The 15,271-nt window shown below is 66.3% G+C and carries 12 protein-coding genes, 2 tRNA genes and 1 pseudogene; 11 read left to right on the top strand and 4 right to left on the bottom strand.

Annotated features, from left to right (window positions below; genetic code table 11):
* Positions 1-21: 21 nt before the first annotated feature.
* The 6 genes from ACFWU2_RS01085 (at position 22) to ACFWU2_RS01060 (ending at position 6,116) form a co-directional block, all read left to right on the top strand.
* On the top strand, positions 22-789 hold the full coding sequence (locus ACFWU2_RS01085) for an MHYT domain-containing protein (RefSeq protein ID WP_378598992.1): 768 nt from the start codon (positions 22-24) through the stop codon (positions 787-789).
* A 24-nt stretch (positions 790-813) separates the two neighbouring features.
* Complete coding sequence (locus tag ACFWU2_RS01080) at positions 814-1,590, top strand: MHYT domain-containing protein (RefSeq protein WP_378598989.1); 777 nt, start codon at positions 814-816, stop codon at positions 1,588-1,590.
* 178 nt (positions 1,591-1,768) lie between these two features.
* Positions 1,769-4,273 carry a DNA gyrase subunit A gene (gene gyrA, locus ACFWU2_RS01075; protein ID WP_378598986.1) on the top strand — a complete coding sequence of 835 codons (2,505 nt, stop codon included), beginning with the start codon at positions 1,769-1,771 and terminating at the stop codon, positions 4,271-4,273.
* A gap of 390 nt (positions 4,274-4,663) precedes the next feature.
* On the top strand, positions 4,664-5,758 hold the full coding sequence (locus ACFWU2_RS01070) for a DUF3566 domain-containing protein (RefSeq protein WP_378598983.1): 1,095 nt from the start codon (positions 4,664-4,666) through the stop codon (positions 5,756-5,758).
* Between the two features lie 74 nt (positions 5,759-5,832).
* A tRNA-Ile gene (locus ACFWU2_RS01065) sits at positions 5,833-5,906 on the top strand.
* A 137-nt stretch (positions 5,907-6,043) separates the two neighbouring features.
* A tRNA-Ala gene (locus tag ACFWU2_RS01060) sits at positions 6,044-6,116 on the top strand.
* A gap of 102 nt (positions 6,117-6,218) precedes the next feature.
* On the opposite strand, the gene ACFWU2_RS01055 is transcribed toward ACFWU2_RS01060, so the two are convergent.
* Both ACFWU2_RS01055 and ACFWU2_RS01050 read right to left on the bottom strand, forming a co-directional pair.
* Entirely contained in the window at positions 6,219-6,488 is a 270-nt protein-coding gene (locus ACFWU2_RS01055) for a hypothetical protein (RefSeq protein WP_378598980.1), read from the bottom strand.
* 125 nt (positions 6,489-6,613) lie between these two features.
* Positions 6,614-6,826 (bottom strand): annotated as a pseudogene (locus ACFWU2_RS01050) (tyrosine-type recombinase/integrase); the annotation flags it as partial.
* Between the two features lie 267 nt (positions 6,827-7,093).
* Between ACFWU2_RS01050 and ACFWU2_RS01045 the strand changes: the two are divergent.
* The 4 genes from ACFWU2_RS01045 (at position 7,094) to ACFWU2_RS01030 (ending at position 10,403) form a co-directional block, all read left to right on the top strand.
* Positions 7,094-7,597, top strand: coding sequence for a hypothetical protein (locus tag ACFWU2_RS01045; protein ID WP_378598977.1), 504 nt, complete (start codon positions 7,094-7,096; stop codon positions 7,595-7,597).
* Between the two features lie 79 nt (positions 7,598-7,676).
* Positions 7,677-8,195: a copper chaperone PCu(A)C gene (locus tag ACFWU2_RS01040; protein ID WP_378598974.1), complete on the top strand. Its 519-nt coding sequence runs from the start codon at positions 7,677-7,679 to the stop codon at positions 8,193-8,195.
* A complete protein-coding gene (locus ACFWU2_RS01035) occupies positions 8,188-9,360 on the top strand; it encodes a Dyp-type peroxidase (RefSeq protein WP_378598971.1) in 1,173 nt (390 codons plus the stop codon). Before ACFWU2_RS01040 ends, ACFWU2_RS01035 begins: the two co-directional genes overlap by 8 nt.
* Positions 9,361-9,386: 26 nt before the next feature.
* Entirely contained in the window at positions 9,387-10,403 is a 1,017-nt protein-coding gene (locus ACFWU2_RS01030; RefSeq protein WP_378598968.1) for a R2-like ligand-binding oxidase, read from the top strand.
* 12 nt (positions 10,404-10,415) lie between these two features.
* On the opposite strand, the gene ACFWU2_RS01025 is transcribed toward ACFWU2_RS01030, so the two are convergent.
* Positions 10,416-11,516: a hypothetical protein gene (locus ACFWU2_RS01025; protein ID WP_378598965.1), complete on the bottom strand. Its 1,101-nt coding sequence runs from the start codon at positions 11,514-11,516 to the stop codon at positions 10,416-10,418.
* Between the two features lie 307 nt (positions 11,517-11,823).
* Between ACFWU2_RS01025 and ACFWU2_RS01020 the strand changes: the two genes are divergently transcribed.
* Positions 11,824-13,113 carry a lipase family protein gene (locus tag ACFWU2_RS01020; RefSeq protein WP_378598962.1) on the top strand — a complete coding sequence of 430 codons (1,290 nt, stop codon included), beginning with the start codon at positions 11,824-11,826 and terminating at the stop codon, positions 13,111-13,113.
* A gap of 61 nt (positions 13,114-13,174) precedes the next feature.
* Here the strand turns inward: ACFWU2_RS01020 and ACFWU2_RS01015 are convergent, their stop codons facing one another.
* Positions 13,175-15,112 carry an acyl-CoA dehydrogenase family protein gene (locus ACFWU2_RS01015; RefSeq protein ID WP_378598959.1) on the bottom strand — a complete coding sequence of 646 codons (1,938 nt, stop codon included), beginning with the start codon at positions 15,110-15,112 and terminating at the stop codon, positions 13,175-13,177.
* Positions 15,113-15,271 lie beyond the last annotated feature (159 nt).

Below are 15,271 nucleotides of genomic sequence, written 5' to 3'. Positions count from 1 at the left end.
GAGGGGCTCCAGCTTTTCACCATGGGTCCATGGGTGATCTTGCTGGCGTACCTCACCTCGGCGATCGGGGTGTTCGTCGGGGTCACCAGCGTCCGGAAGGTTCGTACCGCGGGCAGCGGCCGCGTTCGCCGATTCTGGCTGGTGGTCGCATGCCTCGTCCTCGGCGGAGTCGGCGTGTGGCTTGCACAGTTCCTGCCGATGGCCGGGTTCGCGGTGGAGAACAGTGTCGTCCGGTACGACCTGGTCACCATCGTGTTCTCGATGCTGCTCGCGCTGGTGACGGTGTTCATGGCTCTGCTGATCGCGTCGCCGTCGGACGGTTCCTCGTCGAGGACGGAGCCGGCTGCTCTTGTACTCGGCGCCGGACTCGCCGCTGTGCCCTACGTCATCATGTGGTCGGTCCGGACCCAGGGAGAGGTCTCCTTCAACCTCATCTTCGTCGGTGCCGGCGTGCTCTTCGCGTTCGTGACGGCGGCGGGTCTGATGTGGCTGGTGCAGCACGCGGACACATGGCCCAAGCGGTTGATCGGTGGGGTCCTCGGCGGCGCCGCAGTGATCGTCGTGCACTTCCTCGCTGCGGCGTCCATCCGGGTGACTCCCGACGCGACGGTGCCGGCACCCGCCGGCATCGAGGTGTTCTCGATTCTGTTCCCGTTGTTCGTCGCCGGACTGCTCATGCTGGTCGTTCCGATTGTCGCGGTGCTGCTCGCCCCGGACCGCGTCGCGGCGCAACTCGAGCGTGAAGCCGACGAGTGGAACGCGGAGACGTTCCGGACCCCCACGCGGTAACAGTCCGGCGTGCACCATTTCTCGATGGGGCCGTGGGTCTTCGTGCTGGCCTACGCGACCGCCGTAGCCGGGTCCTATACCGGGCTGTCCTGCATTCGCCGGTCGCACGAGGACTCGGGACGCAACGGGGGCAACTGGTGGTTGCCCATGGCGTCCCTGGCCATCGGCGGCGTGGGGATCTGGCTCATGCACTTCATCGGGATGGTGGGGTTCTCCGTGCCGGGAACCGTGATTCGATACCACCTCGGGCCCACGGTGCTCTCGGTGCTGGCAGCGGTGGCGACCACCATGTTCGGCATCTGGATCGTGACTGTCCGCTCCGCGATGCTCGAGCGGCTTCCTCGAGGGGTCCGTCCGGGAATCGGTGGCCTGGTGATGGGTCTCGCGGTCAGCCTCATGCACTACATCGGGATGACCGCGATGAGGGTCCAGGGCACCATCGACCACGATGCGAGGTTCGTCCTGCTGTCGGTGGGCATCGGTGTGGTCGCGTCGACGCTTGCGCTCGCTCTCGCGCGGAGCGCCGAACGGGTCCACATCCGTCTGATCGCGGCGTTCGTCATGGCTTCCGCAGTGGTCGCGCTGCACTACACCGGAATGGCGGGGGTCCACGTGGTCGTCGATCCCGAAGCCCCGGAACCGAGCGGCATGAGCGTCCTGTCGTTTCTCTTCCCCGCGTTCATTCTCGGCATCATCGTGCTGGCTGTGCCGATCACCGCGCTGGTACTTGCACCGGAGGACGAGAGGGGCCGGCACGAGGACCTGATCGAACTCCGGACCGACGCGGGAAGTGGGACGTGACGTGGTGCAGAACGGCCTTTTTGTGTGTGATCTACCTCTCCCTTGCGGAGACGTGAGGGGAAAGTGCCTGTCCTTCGCGGCGTGGGGTGACCTGCACCTATAGACTCGGGTGGTTGCGAGACGTCTGCCGCGCGGAAGACCGCGAGCGGCCGTTCGAGCCGAGTAGAAGAAGGAGCTCATGACCGACACCACGTTGCCTCCGGAGGGGCCGGGGCACGACCGCATCGAGCCCGTCGACATCCAGCTGGAGATGCAGAACAGCTACATCGATTACGCGATGAGCGTGATTGTGGGGCGTGCTCTGCCCGACGTGCGTGACGGACTCAAGCCCGTCCACCGCCGCGTGCTGTACGCGATGTTCGACAACGGGTTCAGGCCGGACCGCGGCTATGTGAAGTCGGCGCGTGCCGTTGCCGAGACGATGGGCAACTACCACCCGCACGGCGACTCTTCGATCTACGACACCCTGGTGCGCATGGCGCAGCCGTGGGCTTTGCGGTACCCGCTCGTCGACGGACAGGGCAACTTCGGTTCCCGCGGCAACGACGGTGCCGCCGCCATGCGATACACCGAGTGCCGGCTCACCCCGCTCGCGATGGAGATGCTGCGCGACATCGACCACGACACGGTCGATTTCCAGCCGAACTACGACGGCCGCACCCAGGAACCGACAGTTCTCCCCAGCCGTATCCCCAACCTGTTGATCAACGGTTCGGGTGGCATCGCGGTGGGCATGGCGACCAACATCCCCCCGCACAATCTCCGAGAGGTCGCCGAGGCGATCTACTGGGCACTCGAGAACTTCGAAGCCGATGAGGAAACGACCCTCGCTGCGGTGATGGAGCGGATCCAGGGCCCCGACTTCCCGACCGCGGGTTTGATCACCGGATCGCAGGGCATTCACGACGCCTACACCACGGGTCGTGGCTCGGTGAAGATGCGCGGTGTCGTGGAGATCGAAGACGACCCCAAGGGCCGCACCACCATCGTGATCACCGAGTTGCCCTACATGGTCAACCCGGACAACCTCATCACCTCGATCGCCGAGCAGGTCCGCGACGGCAAGATCGCCGGCATCTCCGATATCCACGACGAGTCCTCGGACCGCGTGGGTATGCGGATCGTCGTGACCGTCCGCCGTGACGCGGTGGCGAAGGTCGTTCTGAACAACCTGTACAAGCACACCCAGCTCCAGACGAGCTTCGGCTGCAACATGCTGTCGATCGTCGACGGTGTCCCGCGCACGCTGCGCCTGGACCAGATGATCCGGCTGTACGTCGTGCACCAGGTCGAGGTCATCGTCCGGCGTACGCGCTACCTGCTGCGCAAGGCCGAGGAACGGGCTCATATCCTGCGCGGCCTGGTGAAGGCACTCGACGCGCTCGACGAGGTCATCGCACTCATCCGCAGGTCGCAGACCGTCGACATCGCGCGTGGCGGCCTCATCGACCTGCTCCAGGTCGACGAGATCCAGGCCGATGCGATCCTCGCGATGCAGTTGCGTCGCCTCGCCGCTCTGGAACGTCAGAAGATCATCGACGACCTCGCAGAGATCGAGCGGGAGATCGAAGATTACAAGGACATTCTCGAGAAGCCCGAGCGGCAGCGCGCCATCGTCCGTGACGAGCTGAAGGAGATCGCCGAGAAGTACGGCGACGATCGCCGGACGCGCATCGTCGCCGCCGACGGCGACGTCACCGACGAGGACCTCATCGCTCGTGAAGACGTGGTCGTCACGATCACCGAGACGGGCTACGCCAAGCGCACCCGCACCGATCTGTATCGCTCGCAGAAGCGCGGGGGCAAGGGTGTCAAGGGCGCCGAGCTCAAGCAGGACGACATCGTCAAGCACTTCTTCGTGACCTCCACGCACGACTGGCTGCTGTTCTTCACGACGAAGGGCCGCGTCTACCGGGCGAAGGCATACGAACTGCCGGAAGCGAACCGCACCGCACGCGGTCAGCACGTCGCGAACCTGCTGGCCTTCCAGCCCGACGAGCGGATCCAGGGCGTCATCCGTCTGACAAGCTACGAGGACGCGCCGTACCTGGTGCTCGCGACGCGCAACGGCCTGGTGAAGAAGTCGCGGTTGTCGGACTTCGACTCCAACCGCAGCGGCGGCATCGTGGCGATCAACCTGCGCGGGGACGACGAAATGGTGGGCGCGGTTCTGTGCTCCGCCGACGACGACCTGCTGCTCGTCTCGAAGCTGGGACAGTCCATCCGGTTCTCCGCCACCGACGAAGCGCTGCGTCCGATGGGACGCGCAACCTCCGGCGTCCAGGGCATGCGGTTCAACGGTGAGGACAGCCTGCTGTCGCTCAACGTCGTCAAGGAAGGCACCTACCTGCTGGTCGCGACCTCCGGTGGATACGCGAAGCGGACGCCGATGGAGGATTACCCGGTTCAGGGCCGCGGCGGTAAGGGTGTCTTGACCATCCAGTACGACCGCCGGCGTGGCACCCTGGTCGGTGCTCGGATCGTCGAGGACGATGACGAGCTGTACGCGATCACCTCGAACGGTGGTGTCATCCGTACTGTCGCCAAGCAGGTGCGCAAGGCTGGTCGGCAGACCAAGGGTGTGCGCCTGATGAACCTCGCCGAGGGCGACACGCTGTTGGCGATCGCCCGCAATGCCGACGAGCTGGACGACGCAGACGTATCCGGAGCTAAGGAGTCGTAAGTGAGCACTCCCCAGGGACCCAACGGAAACGGCCAGGGGCAACCCGGCCGGAAACCCGAGGATCGCAATGGGCAGGAGGTGTCGTCCGCTTCATCCGGTGCGGCGCCTTCACAGGGGCCGGCTCCGCAGGGGGCATCCTCGCAGGACCGGGCACCGCAGGACCGGGCACCGCAGCAGGACCGGGCACCGCAGCAGGACCGGGCACCTCAGAACACGGCGGTGGACAAGCCTGCCGGACCTCCGCAGAGCGGTGGTCCGGCTGGGCAATCCGCTCCGTCGAAGCCGGCGGAGGTTTCCGGGAAGGCCCTTGAGAAGGCCCGCGAGACGCCGAGTTCCGAAGGTAAGGGTCCGGCGGCCGGTGCGGCGAAGCCTGCACAGCGCGAGGAGTCCGTGCGGAGCGAGTCGCAGGTACGGAACGAAGAGCCGGGCCGCCAGGCCGCGGCAGCGCCGCAACCGGAGGCTCCCACGGCGAACCAGGGCACTGCGAATCAGGGCACCGGGAATCAGGGCGGGGCACCGTCCGGAGCGGCGACAGCACAGTCGTCGCAGGGCAACGATCAGTCCCGCCCGGCGAGGCCTGCGAACCAGACTGCACGCCCGGGTGGCCAGACCCCGCCGTGGCAGCGCGGGCAGCAAGGGACCGCGCAGGGCGGTTCCTCGCCTCAGAAGACGCCACAGACCAACCTGCCCGGAGTCGGGCCCGGTCTCGGCAAGTCCGGTCCGGCGGCGGGTGGCGGATCCTCCGCTTCGCGATCGTCGACGGGCGGCCAGCCCCCCGCCGGCAAGCCCGCCGCAGCTCAGAATCCGGCACCGTCGACCCGCCCGGTCGTGACGGGCACGGCAGCGGCCTCGATGAACTCCGGTAACTCCGGGTCCTCGGCGTCGGCTCCGCGCACCAGCAACGAGCGCACCACCAACGAGCGCGCGAGCAACGACCGTGCTGCGGCGAAGGCGAAAGCCGCAGTCATCGACGGGCCGACGCGGCATATCGAGCGCAAGGATCTTGCGAAGGATCTGCCCGATCTTTCTGCCGTCAAGCATCCGACGCCTGTCGCGCCGACAACGGGGGAGACTCCCAAGGTGGGTCCGACGGCGATTGCCCCGGCCGCCGGCAGTGTTGCCACCGGTGACGCACTGCGCGCCACGGTGCAATTGCGGCGTATCGACCCGTGGTCGATGCTGAAGATCTCGTCCGTGATTTCCGTCTCGCTGTTTTTCGTGTGGATGATCGCGGTCGGTCTGCTCTACGCCGTGCTCGCCGGGATGGGCGTGTGGGACAGGCTCAACAGCGCGTTCACCGACATCGTGAGCGATGCGGGCAGTGAGGGACTCGTCACGGTCGGGCAGGTGTTCGGGTACGCGACCGTGATCGGCCTGGCCAACATGGTTCTCATGACCGCCCTCGCGACCCTCGGAGCCTTCATCTACAACCTGTGCACCGACCTCGTCGGTGGTGTTCAGGTAACGCTCGCAGACCCGGACTGACCTGCAGGAATGCTGCCCCGTCGAGGCGATTTGAATCATCCGGCTTCGGTGGGGTAGTGTTCCATCCGGTTCGAGGGCCTATAGCTCAGGCGGTTAGAGCGCTTCGCTGATAACGAAGAGGTCGGAGGTTCAAGTCCTCCTAGGCCCACTCCCGTGCCCGAAAGGCAGCCAGAAATGAAGTTCCTGATCGCTGTGGGAGCTGGTTTTCTGGCGGTCGTCGGACTTGCTCGCATGCTGCGTAGTGAGGACGAATGGCACGAGGTACCCAGTCGCTAGTCGGCGTACGGGGCCTTAGCTCAGTTGGTAGAGCGCTGCCTTTGCAAGGCAGATGTCAGGAGTTCGAATCTCCTAGGCTCCACAGTAGTTAGTGCAGTTGAAGGGCGTTTTCCGGAAACCGGGAAGCGCCCTTCACTCGTCTCTGCCCACAATGTGCCCACATCCGGGTGGATCTTGGGCAGTCCTACTGCCCGAACGTGAAGCGCAGGTTCGCGTTGATCAACTCGTTGATTCTCTTCCGCATCCTGACGATCGTGTCGTCGTCCGGGGCAGGATCGTCGACTGACAGCGTCCAGTGCAACGTGGTACCGCCCGGACCCCCGGTGAGATCGAATTGGATCCGAGCATCCGGACGTGACGGCCACAGCGAGCTCCACACCACCAGGTTGGGCTCGACGGCTTCGAGTACGACGGGGCGTTGTTCGTCCTCATGCAGGGTTAGCCAAGGTCGCATCGGGTCCCGGTCCGGTTCGGTGATCGCTTCATAGACCACATGCGGCGGTGGTGGTTGGGAAAGGCGACGGCGTGCAATTTCGGGCACGTCGCACCGTATCGCGGTCTCTCACGAGAGGGGCTGGTTCACGCGACGTGCGGACGGGCGAGCTTGTCGAGGCATTCAGCGATCATCCCGAGGTCGTCGTCGAAAAGGTGTCCGTACCGGTCCAAGGTCAGTGCTGCGCTGGCGTGACCGAGCATGCGCTGCAGCGTCTTGATGTTCGCGCGGGCCGTGATTGCCAGTGACGCAGCTGTATGGCGTAACTCGTGCGGAGTGAGCCCCTGCGGGACGGCAGAGGCCTAATGTCGACGATCCTGGCCGTCGGCACGCGTTGCAGGTCCACAAGATCGTCGAACCGATCGCCGCCTGTGCCGCGATCGTGGTGGCGAGGACTGGTAAGGACGCGGCCGACCGTATTGCTGCCGGTCACGGCCTCGACCAGTTGAGCCTGTCCACGTGGCCGTCGGCACGCTTGTTGCGTGCAGGCCGTTTCACGTGAGACCCCTCGCGGACAGTGCTGCACCACATACGACGCTCTGTAGTACCAGACGTATCATCGGGGCATGGCCGCCGACCCCCAGCTTCTCGCGCGCATGCGCGGCGGCTTCGTGGGTGGCACCTGTGGTGTGGTCGCGACCGTCGCGCACGCCGTTGCGGAGGGCGCATATCCGGGCACTACAGCCCTCACGGTTCTTCTCTCCGTCGCCGTGATCGCGGGCGCCGTTGCGGCAGGAACCCGACTCGCGGTCGTACCACTACTCCTGGCCGGGCAGGTCCTCGGTCATATCGCGCTGTCGCTGGGCAGCGGCCACTTTCATCTCCCCGGTCCGGGAATGCTTGCTGCTCACCTGGCGGCGGTCCTCGTTGCGTCCGCCCTGATACGCGGCGCAGAACGGGGTAGCGCCCTCGCGCTGAACGCGGTGCGCCGCATCGCCGCGATCCACGGTCTCTCTTCCTCTCTCCCTGTTCCCGCCGCACTCCCCGTGGGTTACCGGCCCGCGATGCGCCGGATGCAGGTCTTCGCCACGGGAATCTCCACCCGTGGACCACCGCTCGTCACGGTCTGACCTCCCTTTTCCTCCTCGACCACCGTGCATACGGCGGTCGGCGCCCGCGCGCGCCAACCCACTTCCCCTGGAGTTACCGATGACGAGAAAAACCGTTCGTACCGTGGCCGTTGCGGGAGTTGCCGCAGCTCTGACCTTGCTCACCGCCTGCGGATCGACCGATGCGCCGCCCACTGCCGCCGAGGCGCTGACGGTGTCCGACGCCTGGGTCAAGGCCGCCGACGCGGGTATGACCGGCGCCTTTGCCGAGCTGTCCAACACGGCCGATACGGACCTGCACGTGGTCGCCGTATCGAGCCCGAACGCGAGCCGTACCGAATTGCACGAGATGGCCCCGGACGGGGGAAGCGCGATGGTGATGCGCGAAATGGCCGACGGGCTCGTGATCGGTGCCGGAAGCACCCACAGCCTCGCTCCCGGCGGCGACCACCTGATGCTCATGGACATCGTCGAACCGATCAGGCCCGGCAGCGACGTCACCTTCTCCCTGGAATTCGAGGACGGATCCGTGAAGGACTTCACCGCTCAGGTCCGCGACTACGCGGGGGCACAGGAGGAGTACGAGCCGGCGACGACCGGGGCGGGTCACGGTGGCTGAGTTCAGCCGCCGTCACTTACTCGGCGGAGGTCTGGCAGCCGTAGGGGCTGCCGGTCTCGCGGCGGTCGGCGGTGGCGCGGCCGTGGCATCCCGGGCGCCCGAGCGGATGGGTGCGGCCACAGTCGACCCTCACGGCCTTCACCAAGCCGGCATCGATACACCGCCGCAGGCGTTCGCCTCGTTCGCGGCACTCGATCTGGCGGACGGTGTCGACCGCGCCGGTCTCGCCGGAATCATGAAGGTGTGGGCAGAGGACATACGGCGCCTCACTGCCGGACGGCCCGCGCTGGGGGACACCGAACCGGAACTCGCGGTCGATCCGGCTCGGCTCACGATCACCGTCGGTTTCGGACCGGCGGTGTTCGACGCCGCCGGACTGGCCGACCGGCGTCCGGCGTGGTTACAACCCCTTCCCGAGTTCGCGGTGGATCGCCTCGAAGACCGGTGGTCGGGGGGCGACCTGGTGCTGCAGGTGTGTGCCGACGATCCCGTGGTGGTTTCCCACGCCACGCGCACCTTGACCAAGAACGTGCGCTCGCTGGCCACCGTGCGCTGGGTGCAGCGGGGATTCCGGCATGCCGTGGGCACCAGGCCCGACGGGATGACGATGAGGAATCTGATGGGCCAGGTGGACGGCACCGTCAATCCGGCGGCCGACGGCCCGGACTTCGACCGTCAGGTCTGGAACCAGGGCGACCCGGAGTGGCTTCGCGGCGGCACCTCGCTCGTGTTTCGCCGGATCCGGATGGAACTCGACACGTGGGACGAACTCGACCGGCCCGCACGAGAGCTCGCGGTGGGCCGGACGCTGTCGAACGGTGCTCCTCTCACCGGGACCGAGGAGCATGACGACGCGGATTTCGAGGCTACGGACCGGTACGGGATTCCGGTGATTCCACCGGAATCACACGTGGCGAGGGCACGGCCGCGGACCGCCGACGAGCAGTTCCTGCGTCGGGGATACAACTACGACGACGACGGCGCAGGACTGTTGTTCGCTGCGTACCAGGTCGACGTGGACCGTCAGTTCGTCCCCGTGCAGCAGCGCCTCGCCGAGCACGATGCGCTCAATCCGTGGATCACGCCCGTCGGATCTGCGGTGTTCGTCGTTCCGCCCGGTTTCGGTCCGGAGGGCTATCCGGGAGACACGCTCCTGGGCCGGTGAACTCCCGCCGGACGTGCCGGTGACGAATGCTTCCTAGACACCCGGGGCGGGGTTACCCTCGGGGTGTGACCGGAAGCACACAGACACGTCTCGGGTTCGCGTCGCTGCGGGAAGGCGGCCTCAACTGGGACGCCTTCCCGCTCCGACTCTTCGCGAAGGGCAACGCGAAATTCTGGGATCCCGCAGATCTCGATTTTTCGCGCGACGCCGCCGACTGGCAGGCGCTCAACTCCGAGCAGCGCCGCAGTTCCACTTTCCTCGTCGCACAGTTCGCCGCGGGAGAAGAAGCCGTCACCCAGGACATCCAGCCGTTCGTGCGTGCGATGGAGGCCGAGGGGCGGATCGGCGACGAAATGTATCTGACGCAGTTCTGCTTCGAGGAGGCCAAGCACCTTCAGGTGTTCCGGCTGTGGATGGATGCGGTGGGGCTCACCTCCGACCTGCATCCCTATGTGGCCGACAACCCGTTCTATCGGCAGCTGTTCTACGACGAGTTGCCGAACTCGCTGCGACTGCTCGAGTCCGATCCGTCGCCGGCCAACCAGGTACGCGCGAGCGTCACCTACAACCACGTGATCGAGGGGAGCCTCGCGCTCACCGGTTACTACGCGTGGCAGAAGGTCTGCACGACGCGCGGCATCCTTCCCGGGATGCAGGAACTGGTCCGGCGTATCGGCGACGACGAGCGCCGGCACATGGCCTGGGGCACCTTCACCTGCCGCCGGCACGTCGCGGCAGACGACTCGAATTGGGCTGTGGTGCAACAGCGTATGGACGAGTTGCTTCCGATGGCACTCGGCATGATCGGGTGGGTCAACGATCAGTTCGACGAGCAGCCGTACGGGTTGGATCCCGACGAATTCGTCTCCTACGCCGCAGACCGGGCCGAGCGGCGTCTGGGCGCCATCGAATCTGCACGCGGTCGGCCGGTGGAGGAGATCGATCTCGATTACTCACCGGAATCGCTCGAGGAGAAGTTCGGTGCGGAGGACGCAGCCGAACTGGCGTCGATCGCCGACGGAGGAGAAGGAAGTCCTCTCTAGATCACGGCCGGATCAGGTCAGGACCGCGACGGCGACGGCGACGACCAGCACCGCCAGCAGCACGGCAGCGGCTATCCGCACGGTGTCGGCCTGGCTTCGCGCCGTGTGCGGAGGTTCGTCGGTTGCGGCGTCCGGTTCTACCGTCACCGCGACGGCGGCGGCGGAATCCTCTGTCTCGTACAGATCCTCGATGGCTTTCAGGCGTGCGAGACCACCGGTGAGCACGTCCGTTTCCTCGTAGGAGGGCGGAAGACCGATCCGGGTCTTCTTCGTCTCGCGCGCCGGAGTGAAGCCCGCGGCGAGAATCGCCGCGCCCAGCGCCGCGGTCTGCTCGGGCCCCGGTCCGACGAGACTACGCACCATCAATTTGGTGGCGAGGCTGTTGGCGATCTCCTGGATATGCGAGCGATCACGCGCGACGAGTCCGTCACCCATGACGACCACAGCGTCGAGATTGTCCGACAACCACCCGAACGAACCGAGTGCCGACGCGAGTTGGGCCGCGGGCGACGGTGCGTTCTTGACGGGAACCCGGAATGCCTTGCCGACGGGGACACCCGAGCGCACCAGCGTCACAGTCGAACCCACGTCGTCGACGTGATAGACCCCGACGAGCTGACCGGGCGTCTCCGAGATCTCGGAGGCATACCAGGTGGCCGCAGCCTGCGCGTCCGACACCAGATCGACGTGCCGGAGATCGGCGAGGTCGAGCGCGGATCGCAAGGTCGCAACGGTCGCGGGGTCCCAGTGGGAGGGGTAGGTGGCGGTGTATCCGGGGTCGCTGTCCTTGTCCATGCCGCCGAACGTCGGCAGGGGATGGCACTCGGTGAGCAGACAGTGGATGGCTGTCGCCATGGCATCCTCCGCGCGGTAGACGCGACCGTCACTCGCCGACACTCCTGCGGGGTCGCCTACGCGGGAAAGGAAACCGCTGAGCGTGCGGACCTCGTCGTCGGCCCGCGCGGAGCCGCCGAGGAAGGTCGAGTCGTCCCGGCCGATATGGAGAACGGTGTCGCGTGCGATGACGACCGGGTCGGGAGTGCCGGGTTCGTTGGACGCGACCACTGCTGTGGACACGACCCTTCCGATTCGGAGCCCCACCCCGATTGCCATGACTCTCCCCTCGTCTGTCGATCCGGGTACATCTTGCTACCGGGACCACTCCGTGTGGTTGTGCCCCGCCGCGACCCCGATCGTCATGATCAGGACATACCACATTTGGGTCCTCGCGCAACTGTCATCCCTTCGTGCGGGCGAACCGAGCCCGCGCCAGGCGTTCCTCGACTGGGTTTCCGGAGCCGTCTCACCTCGGGTCCTGTGCCGGAGCATCGCCTTACCGGCCGGTAATGTACGTGTTACAGTCCGTACCATGTGACCGAAGGCACGCCTAGGTCCGGGATGTGGTGGAGGAAATATGGGAATGAGCAGGACCCGGAAATGGGCGGCAGCGGCGTTGACGTCCGCAGCCCTCGTGGGAGGACTTCTGGTGGCGCCGGCGACGGCACACGCCGAGGGTGACTTCTACACGCCGCCCGCGCTGGAGCCGGCGGGAAGCCCCGGAGACATCCTCCGGAGCGAACCGTCCGACCTCGCCATCCGGGTTCCGACGGGCAACGGTGTGTTCCCCGCGCAGGGAACGCGGTTGCTGTACCGCTCGAACAATGCGAAGGGCGCACCCAACGCGGTGAGCGGCACGTACCTCGAACCGTCGACCGTGTGGAACGGTGAGGGACCTCGCCCACTCGTCGCAGTGGCGGTCGGCACCCACGGGCAGGGCGACCAGTGCGCTCCGTCGCGCAATCTCGGTGCGCTGGTGCAGTACAACCCGCCGCTCGATCTTTTCACCGAGTACGAATTGCTGTCGATCAACGCATTGCTGCTCCAGGGCATCGCAGTTGTCGTGACCGACTACGACGGACTCGGTACTCCCGGGCACCACACGTACGTGAACCGGGCCGCCGAGGCGTACGCGGTGCTGGATTCGGTCCGGGCGGCGCTGAATCTTCCCGGAACGAGCCTCACCCCCGACAGCCCCGTCGGGCTGTACGGATACTCCCAGGGTGGCGGTGCGAGCGGTGCCGCAGCCGAACTCGCTCCCACGTACGCCCCGGAACTGAACCTCAAGGGCGCCTACGTCGGTGCGCCTCCCGCCGACCTCCTGGCCACGCTGAAGCAGATCGACGGCACCCTTCTGACCGGCGCCGTGGGCTACACGATCAACGGGCTGATCGAGGCGTACCCGGAGATCCGCTCCGAGGTGGAGGCGGAGATCAACGATCGCGGCCGCGCGATGCTCGCCTCGGTAGCGAACCAGTGCGTTCCGGAAACCGTCGCCACTCTCGCGTTCCAGCGGACCGCAGACTTCACGCGCACCGGTGAACCGCTCGACGTGGTGGTCGGCCGGCTTCCCCAGGTCCAGAAAGCGATCGACGAGCAGCGCATAGGCCGTCTGACCCCGCAGATCCCGGTGCTCCTCCAGCACGGCACGCAGGACGACACCGTTCCGTACGGGCAGGGTCGCCAGCTCGCGCTGGACTGGTGCGAGAAGGGGGTTACCGTCCAGTTCGACGCGAACCTCACACCGCCGATCCTGCCGGGCTTCGTGATCAACCACGCGGTACCCCTGCTCACGGGGCTGCCGAACGCGGTCCAGTACCTCGACGCGCGTCTGCGTGACGCACCCGCACCGTCCAACTGCGGCGCGTTCTGACGCGATCCCGAACGCCAACGGCCCGCCCTCGTCACGAGGGCGGGCCGTTGTGGTTCTGCGCCTATACGACGTTTCTGGTGTCGATGATCCGGCGAGCCACGTTCTCCTCCGTGGACGGACCCGGTGTCCATTCCGCGATCCACGGGCCTGTTCCTTCACTCGCATCCAGGATGCCGTTCTCGAGCCAGCTGTAACGACCGTCGAGAACACCGCGGGTGAGCTTTCGATCGGAATCGTCGGTGTTGCTCCACAATCCGTCGAACAGCGCCTCTACCCGTAGCCGGGACTGCCGGCAGAAGGCGTCGGCGAGTTCGTATGCGGCATCGGCACCCGGATGACCGTCGGCGCGTTGACGTTCGGCGCGCACACAACTGGCCGACATGGCGAACAGTTCGGCACCGATGTCGACGATGCGGCCGAGGAAGTTCTGGCGCTTCTCGAGACCACCCTGCCACCGGGCCATGCCGTAGAACGTCGATCTGGCGAGTTTGCGCGAGCTACGTTCGACGAACCGGAGATGTGCTGCGAGGATACCGAATTCGGTGAAAGCCCCAGGAAGACGACCCTTGCCTGCCACCAGTGAGGGCAACCACTTGGCGTAGAAACCGCTCGCCTTCGCCGCGGCGCGCGCCTTGGTCTCGAGAGACGCCTTGGGGTCGATCAGGTCGCCGGCGGCGCGGAGGTGTGCGTCGACGGCCTCCCGCGCCACCAGTAGCCGCATGATCTCGCTCGAGCCTTCGAAGATGCGGTTGATGCGCAGGTCCCGGACGAGTTGTTCTGCGGGCACGGCTCTCTCACCGCGTGCGGCGAGCGACTCGGCTGTCTCGTAACCGCGGCCACCGCGGATCTGGATCAACTCGTCGGCGATAGCGCAGCCCATCTCGCTGGCCCACAACTTCGCGAGCGCGGCCTCGATGCGAATGTCGTTGCGCTCCTCGTCGTTCATCTGTCCGGACAGTTCGACCACGGACTCGAGCGCATAGGAGGTCGCCGCGATGAACGAGATCTTGGCGGCCACCGCCTCGTGTTCGCTGAGTGCCTTGCCCCACTGCACCCGGGCTTCCGACCACTCGCGGGCGATCTTGAGTGCCCACTTGCCGGCCCCGGCGCACATCGCCGGGATGGCAAGCCGTCCGGCGTTGAGTGTCGTGAGGGCGATCTTGAGGCCGTCGCCTTCACGTCCCACTAGGTTCTCGGCGGGCACGCGCACCTTGTTCATGCGGGTCAGGCCGTTCTCGATGCCTCGCAGACCCATGAAGGAGTTGCGGCGTTCGACGGTGATGCCGGGAGAATCGGCTTCGACGACGAACGCCGAGATACCGCCGCGATGCCCCTCGCTCTTCGGGACCAGCGCCATGACCACAAGGAGTTCGGCGACGACACCGTTGGTCGTCCACAGTTTCACGCCGTCGAGTTCGTACGCCCGGCCGTCCTCCACCGGAACCGCACTCGTGGCGAGTCGTGCGGGGTCGGAACCGACGTCCGGTTCGGTCAGCAGGAACGCCGAGATCGCGCCACGCGCGCAGCGCGGCAGGAACCGCTTCTTCTGCTCGGGGGTGCCCGCGAGTTTCAGTGGTTCGGGCACACCGATCGACTGGTGTGCCGACAGCAACGCTCCCAGGCTGGGGTGTACGCACGCGACGAGCATCAGCGCCCGGTTGTAGGCGACCTGCGACAGGCCCAGCCCGCCGTACTCCTCGGGGATCTTCATGCCGAAGCAGCCGAGTTCCGCCAACCCGCGGATGTACTCGTCGGGAATGCGTGCCTCGCGCTCGATGGTCGGGCCGCTCATGTCCCGGCACAAGTTCCGCAGCGACGTGAGGAACTTTTCGGTGCGGGCGTCTTCGTCGGGGGTGGGACGGGGGAAGGGGTGGACGAGGTCGAGGGTGAACCGGCCGAGGAAGAGGTGTTTCGCGAACGACGGTTTCGTCCAGTCCGCTTCTCGTGCTTCTTCGGCGACCTCACGGGCCTGCTGTTCGGTGACGCGCGTTTCTGCCATGTCTGCCTCCAGAAGGGCTTGCCTACCGGCGAGTATTCACCTTTTTTGTGTGGCACGTCACAGGATTGGACGGACCGATACCGGTGAGTAATCGCAGGCCTTGCGCCGGAGAATGTGAAACAGATCACGACGGGGTAGCGGCTCCTCGAGATGCCGGGT

Source organism: Rhodococcus sp. NPDC058639 (assembly GCF_042717545.1).
Taxonomy (GTDB): Bacteria; Actinomycetota; Actinomycetes; order Mycobacteriales; family Mycobacteriaceae; genus Rhodococcus.
The sequence above is the reverse complement of the archived record's forward strand: the minus strand, read 5'-3'. Positions and strand labels throughout refer to the sequence as shown.

Bases quoted from the DNA above. Each gene is read 5' to 3' on its own strand.
- ACFWU2_RS01055 (WP_378598980.1), bottom strand. From the start codon at position 6,488: ATGCGACCTTGGCTAACCCTGCATGAGGACGAACAACGCCCCGTCGTA.
- ACFWU2_RS01030 (WP_378598968.1), top strand. From the start codon at position 9,387: ATGCTTCCTAGACACCCGGGGCGGGGTTACCCTCGGGGTGTGACCGGA.
- gyrA (WP_378598986.1), top strand. From the start codon at position 1,769: ATGACCGACACCACGTTGCCTCCGGAGGGGCCGGGGCACGACCGCATC.
- ACFWU2_RS01085 (WP_378598992.1), top strand. From the start codon at position 22: ATGGGTCCATGGGTGATCTTGCTGGCGTACCTCACCTCGGCGATCGGG.
- ACFWU2_RS01045 (WP_378598977.1), top strand. From the start codon at position 7,094: ATGGCCGCCGACCCCCAGCTTCTCGCGCGCATGCGCGGCGGCTTCGTG.
- ACFWU2_RS01080 (WP_378598989.1), top strand. From the start codon at position 814: ATGGGGCCGTGGGTCTTCGTGCTGGCCTACGCGACCGCCGTAGCCGGG.
- ACFWU2_RS01015 (WP_378598959.1), bottom strand. From the start codon at position 15,112: ATGGCAGAAACGCGCGTCACCGAACAGCAGGCCCGTGAGGTCGCCGAA.
- ACFWU2_RS01025 (WP_378598965.1), bottom strand. From the start codon at position 11,516: ATGGCAATCGGGGTGGGGCTCCGAATCGGAAGGGTCGTGTCCACAGCA.
- ACFWU2_RS01020 (WP_378598962.1), top strand. From the start codon at position 11,824: ATGAGCAGGACCCGGAAATGGGCGGCAGCGGCGTTGACGTCCGCAGCC.
- ACFWU2_RS01040 (WP_378598974.1), top strand. From the start codon at position 7,677: ATGACGAGAAAAACCGTTCGTACCGTGGCCGTTGCGGGAGTTGCCGCA.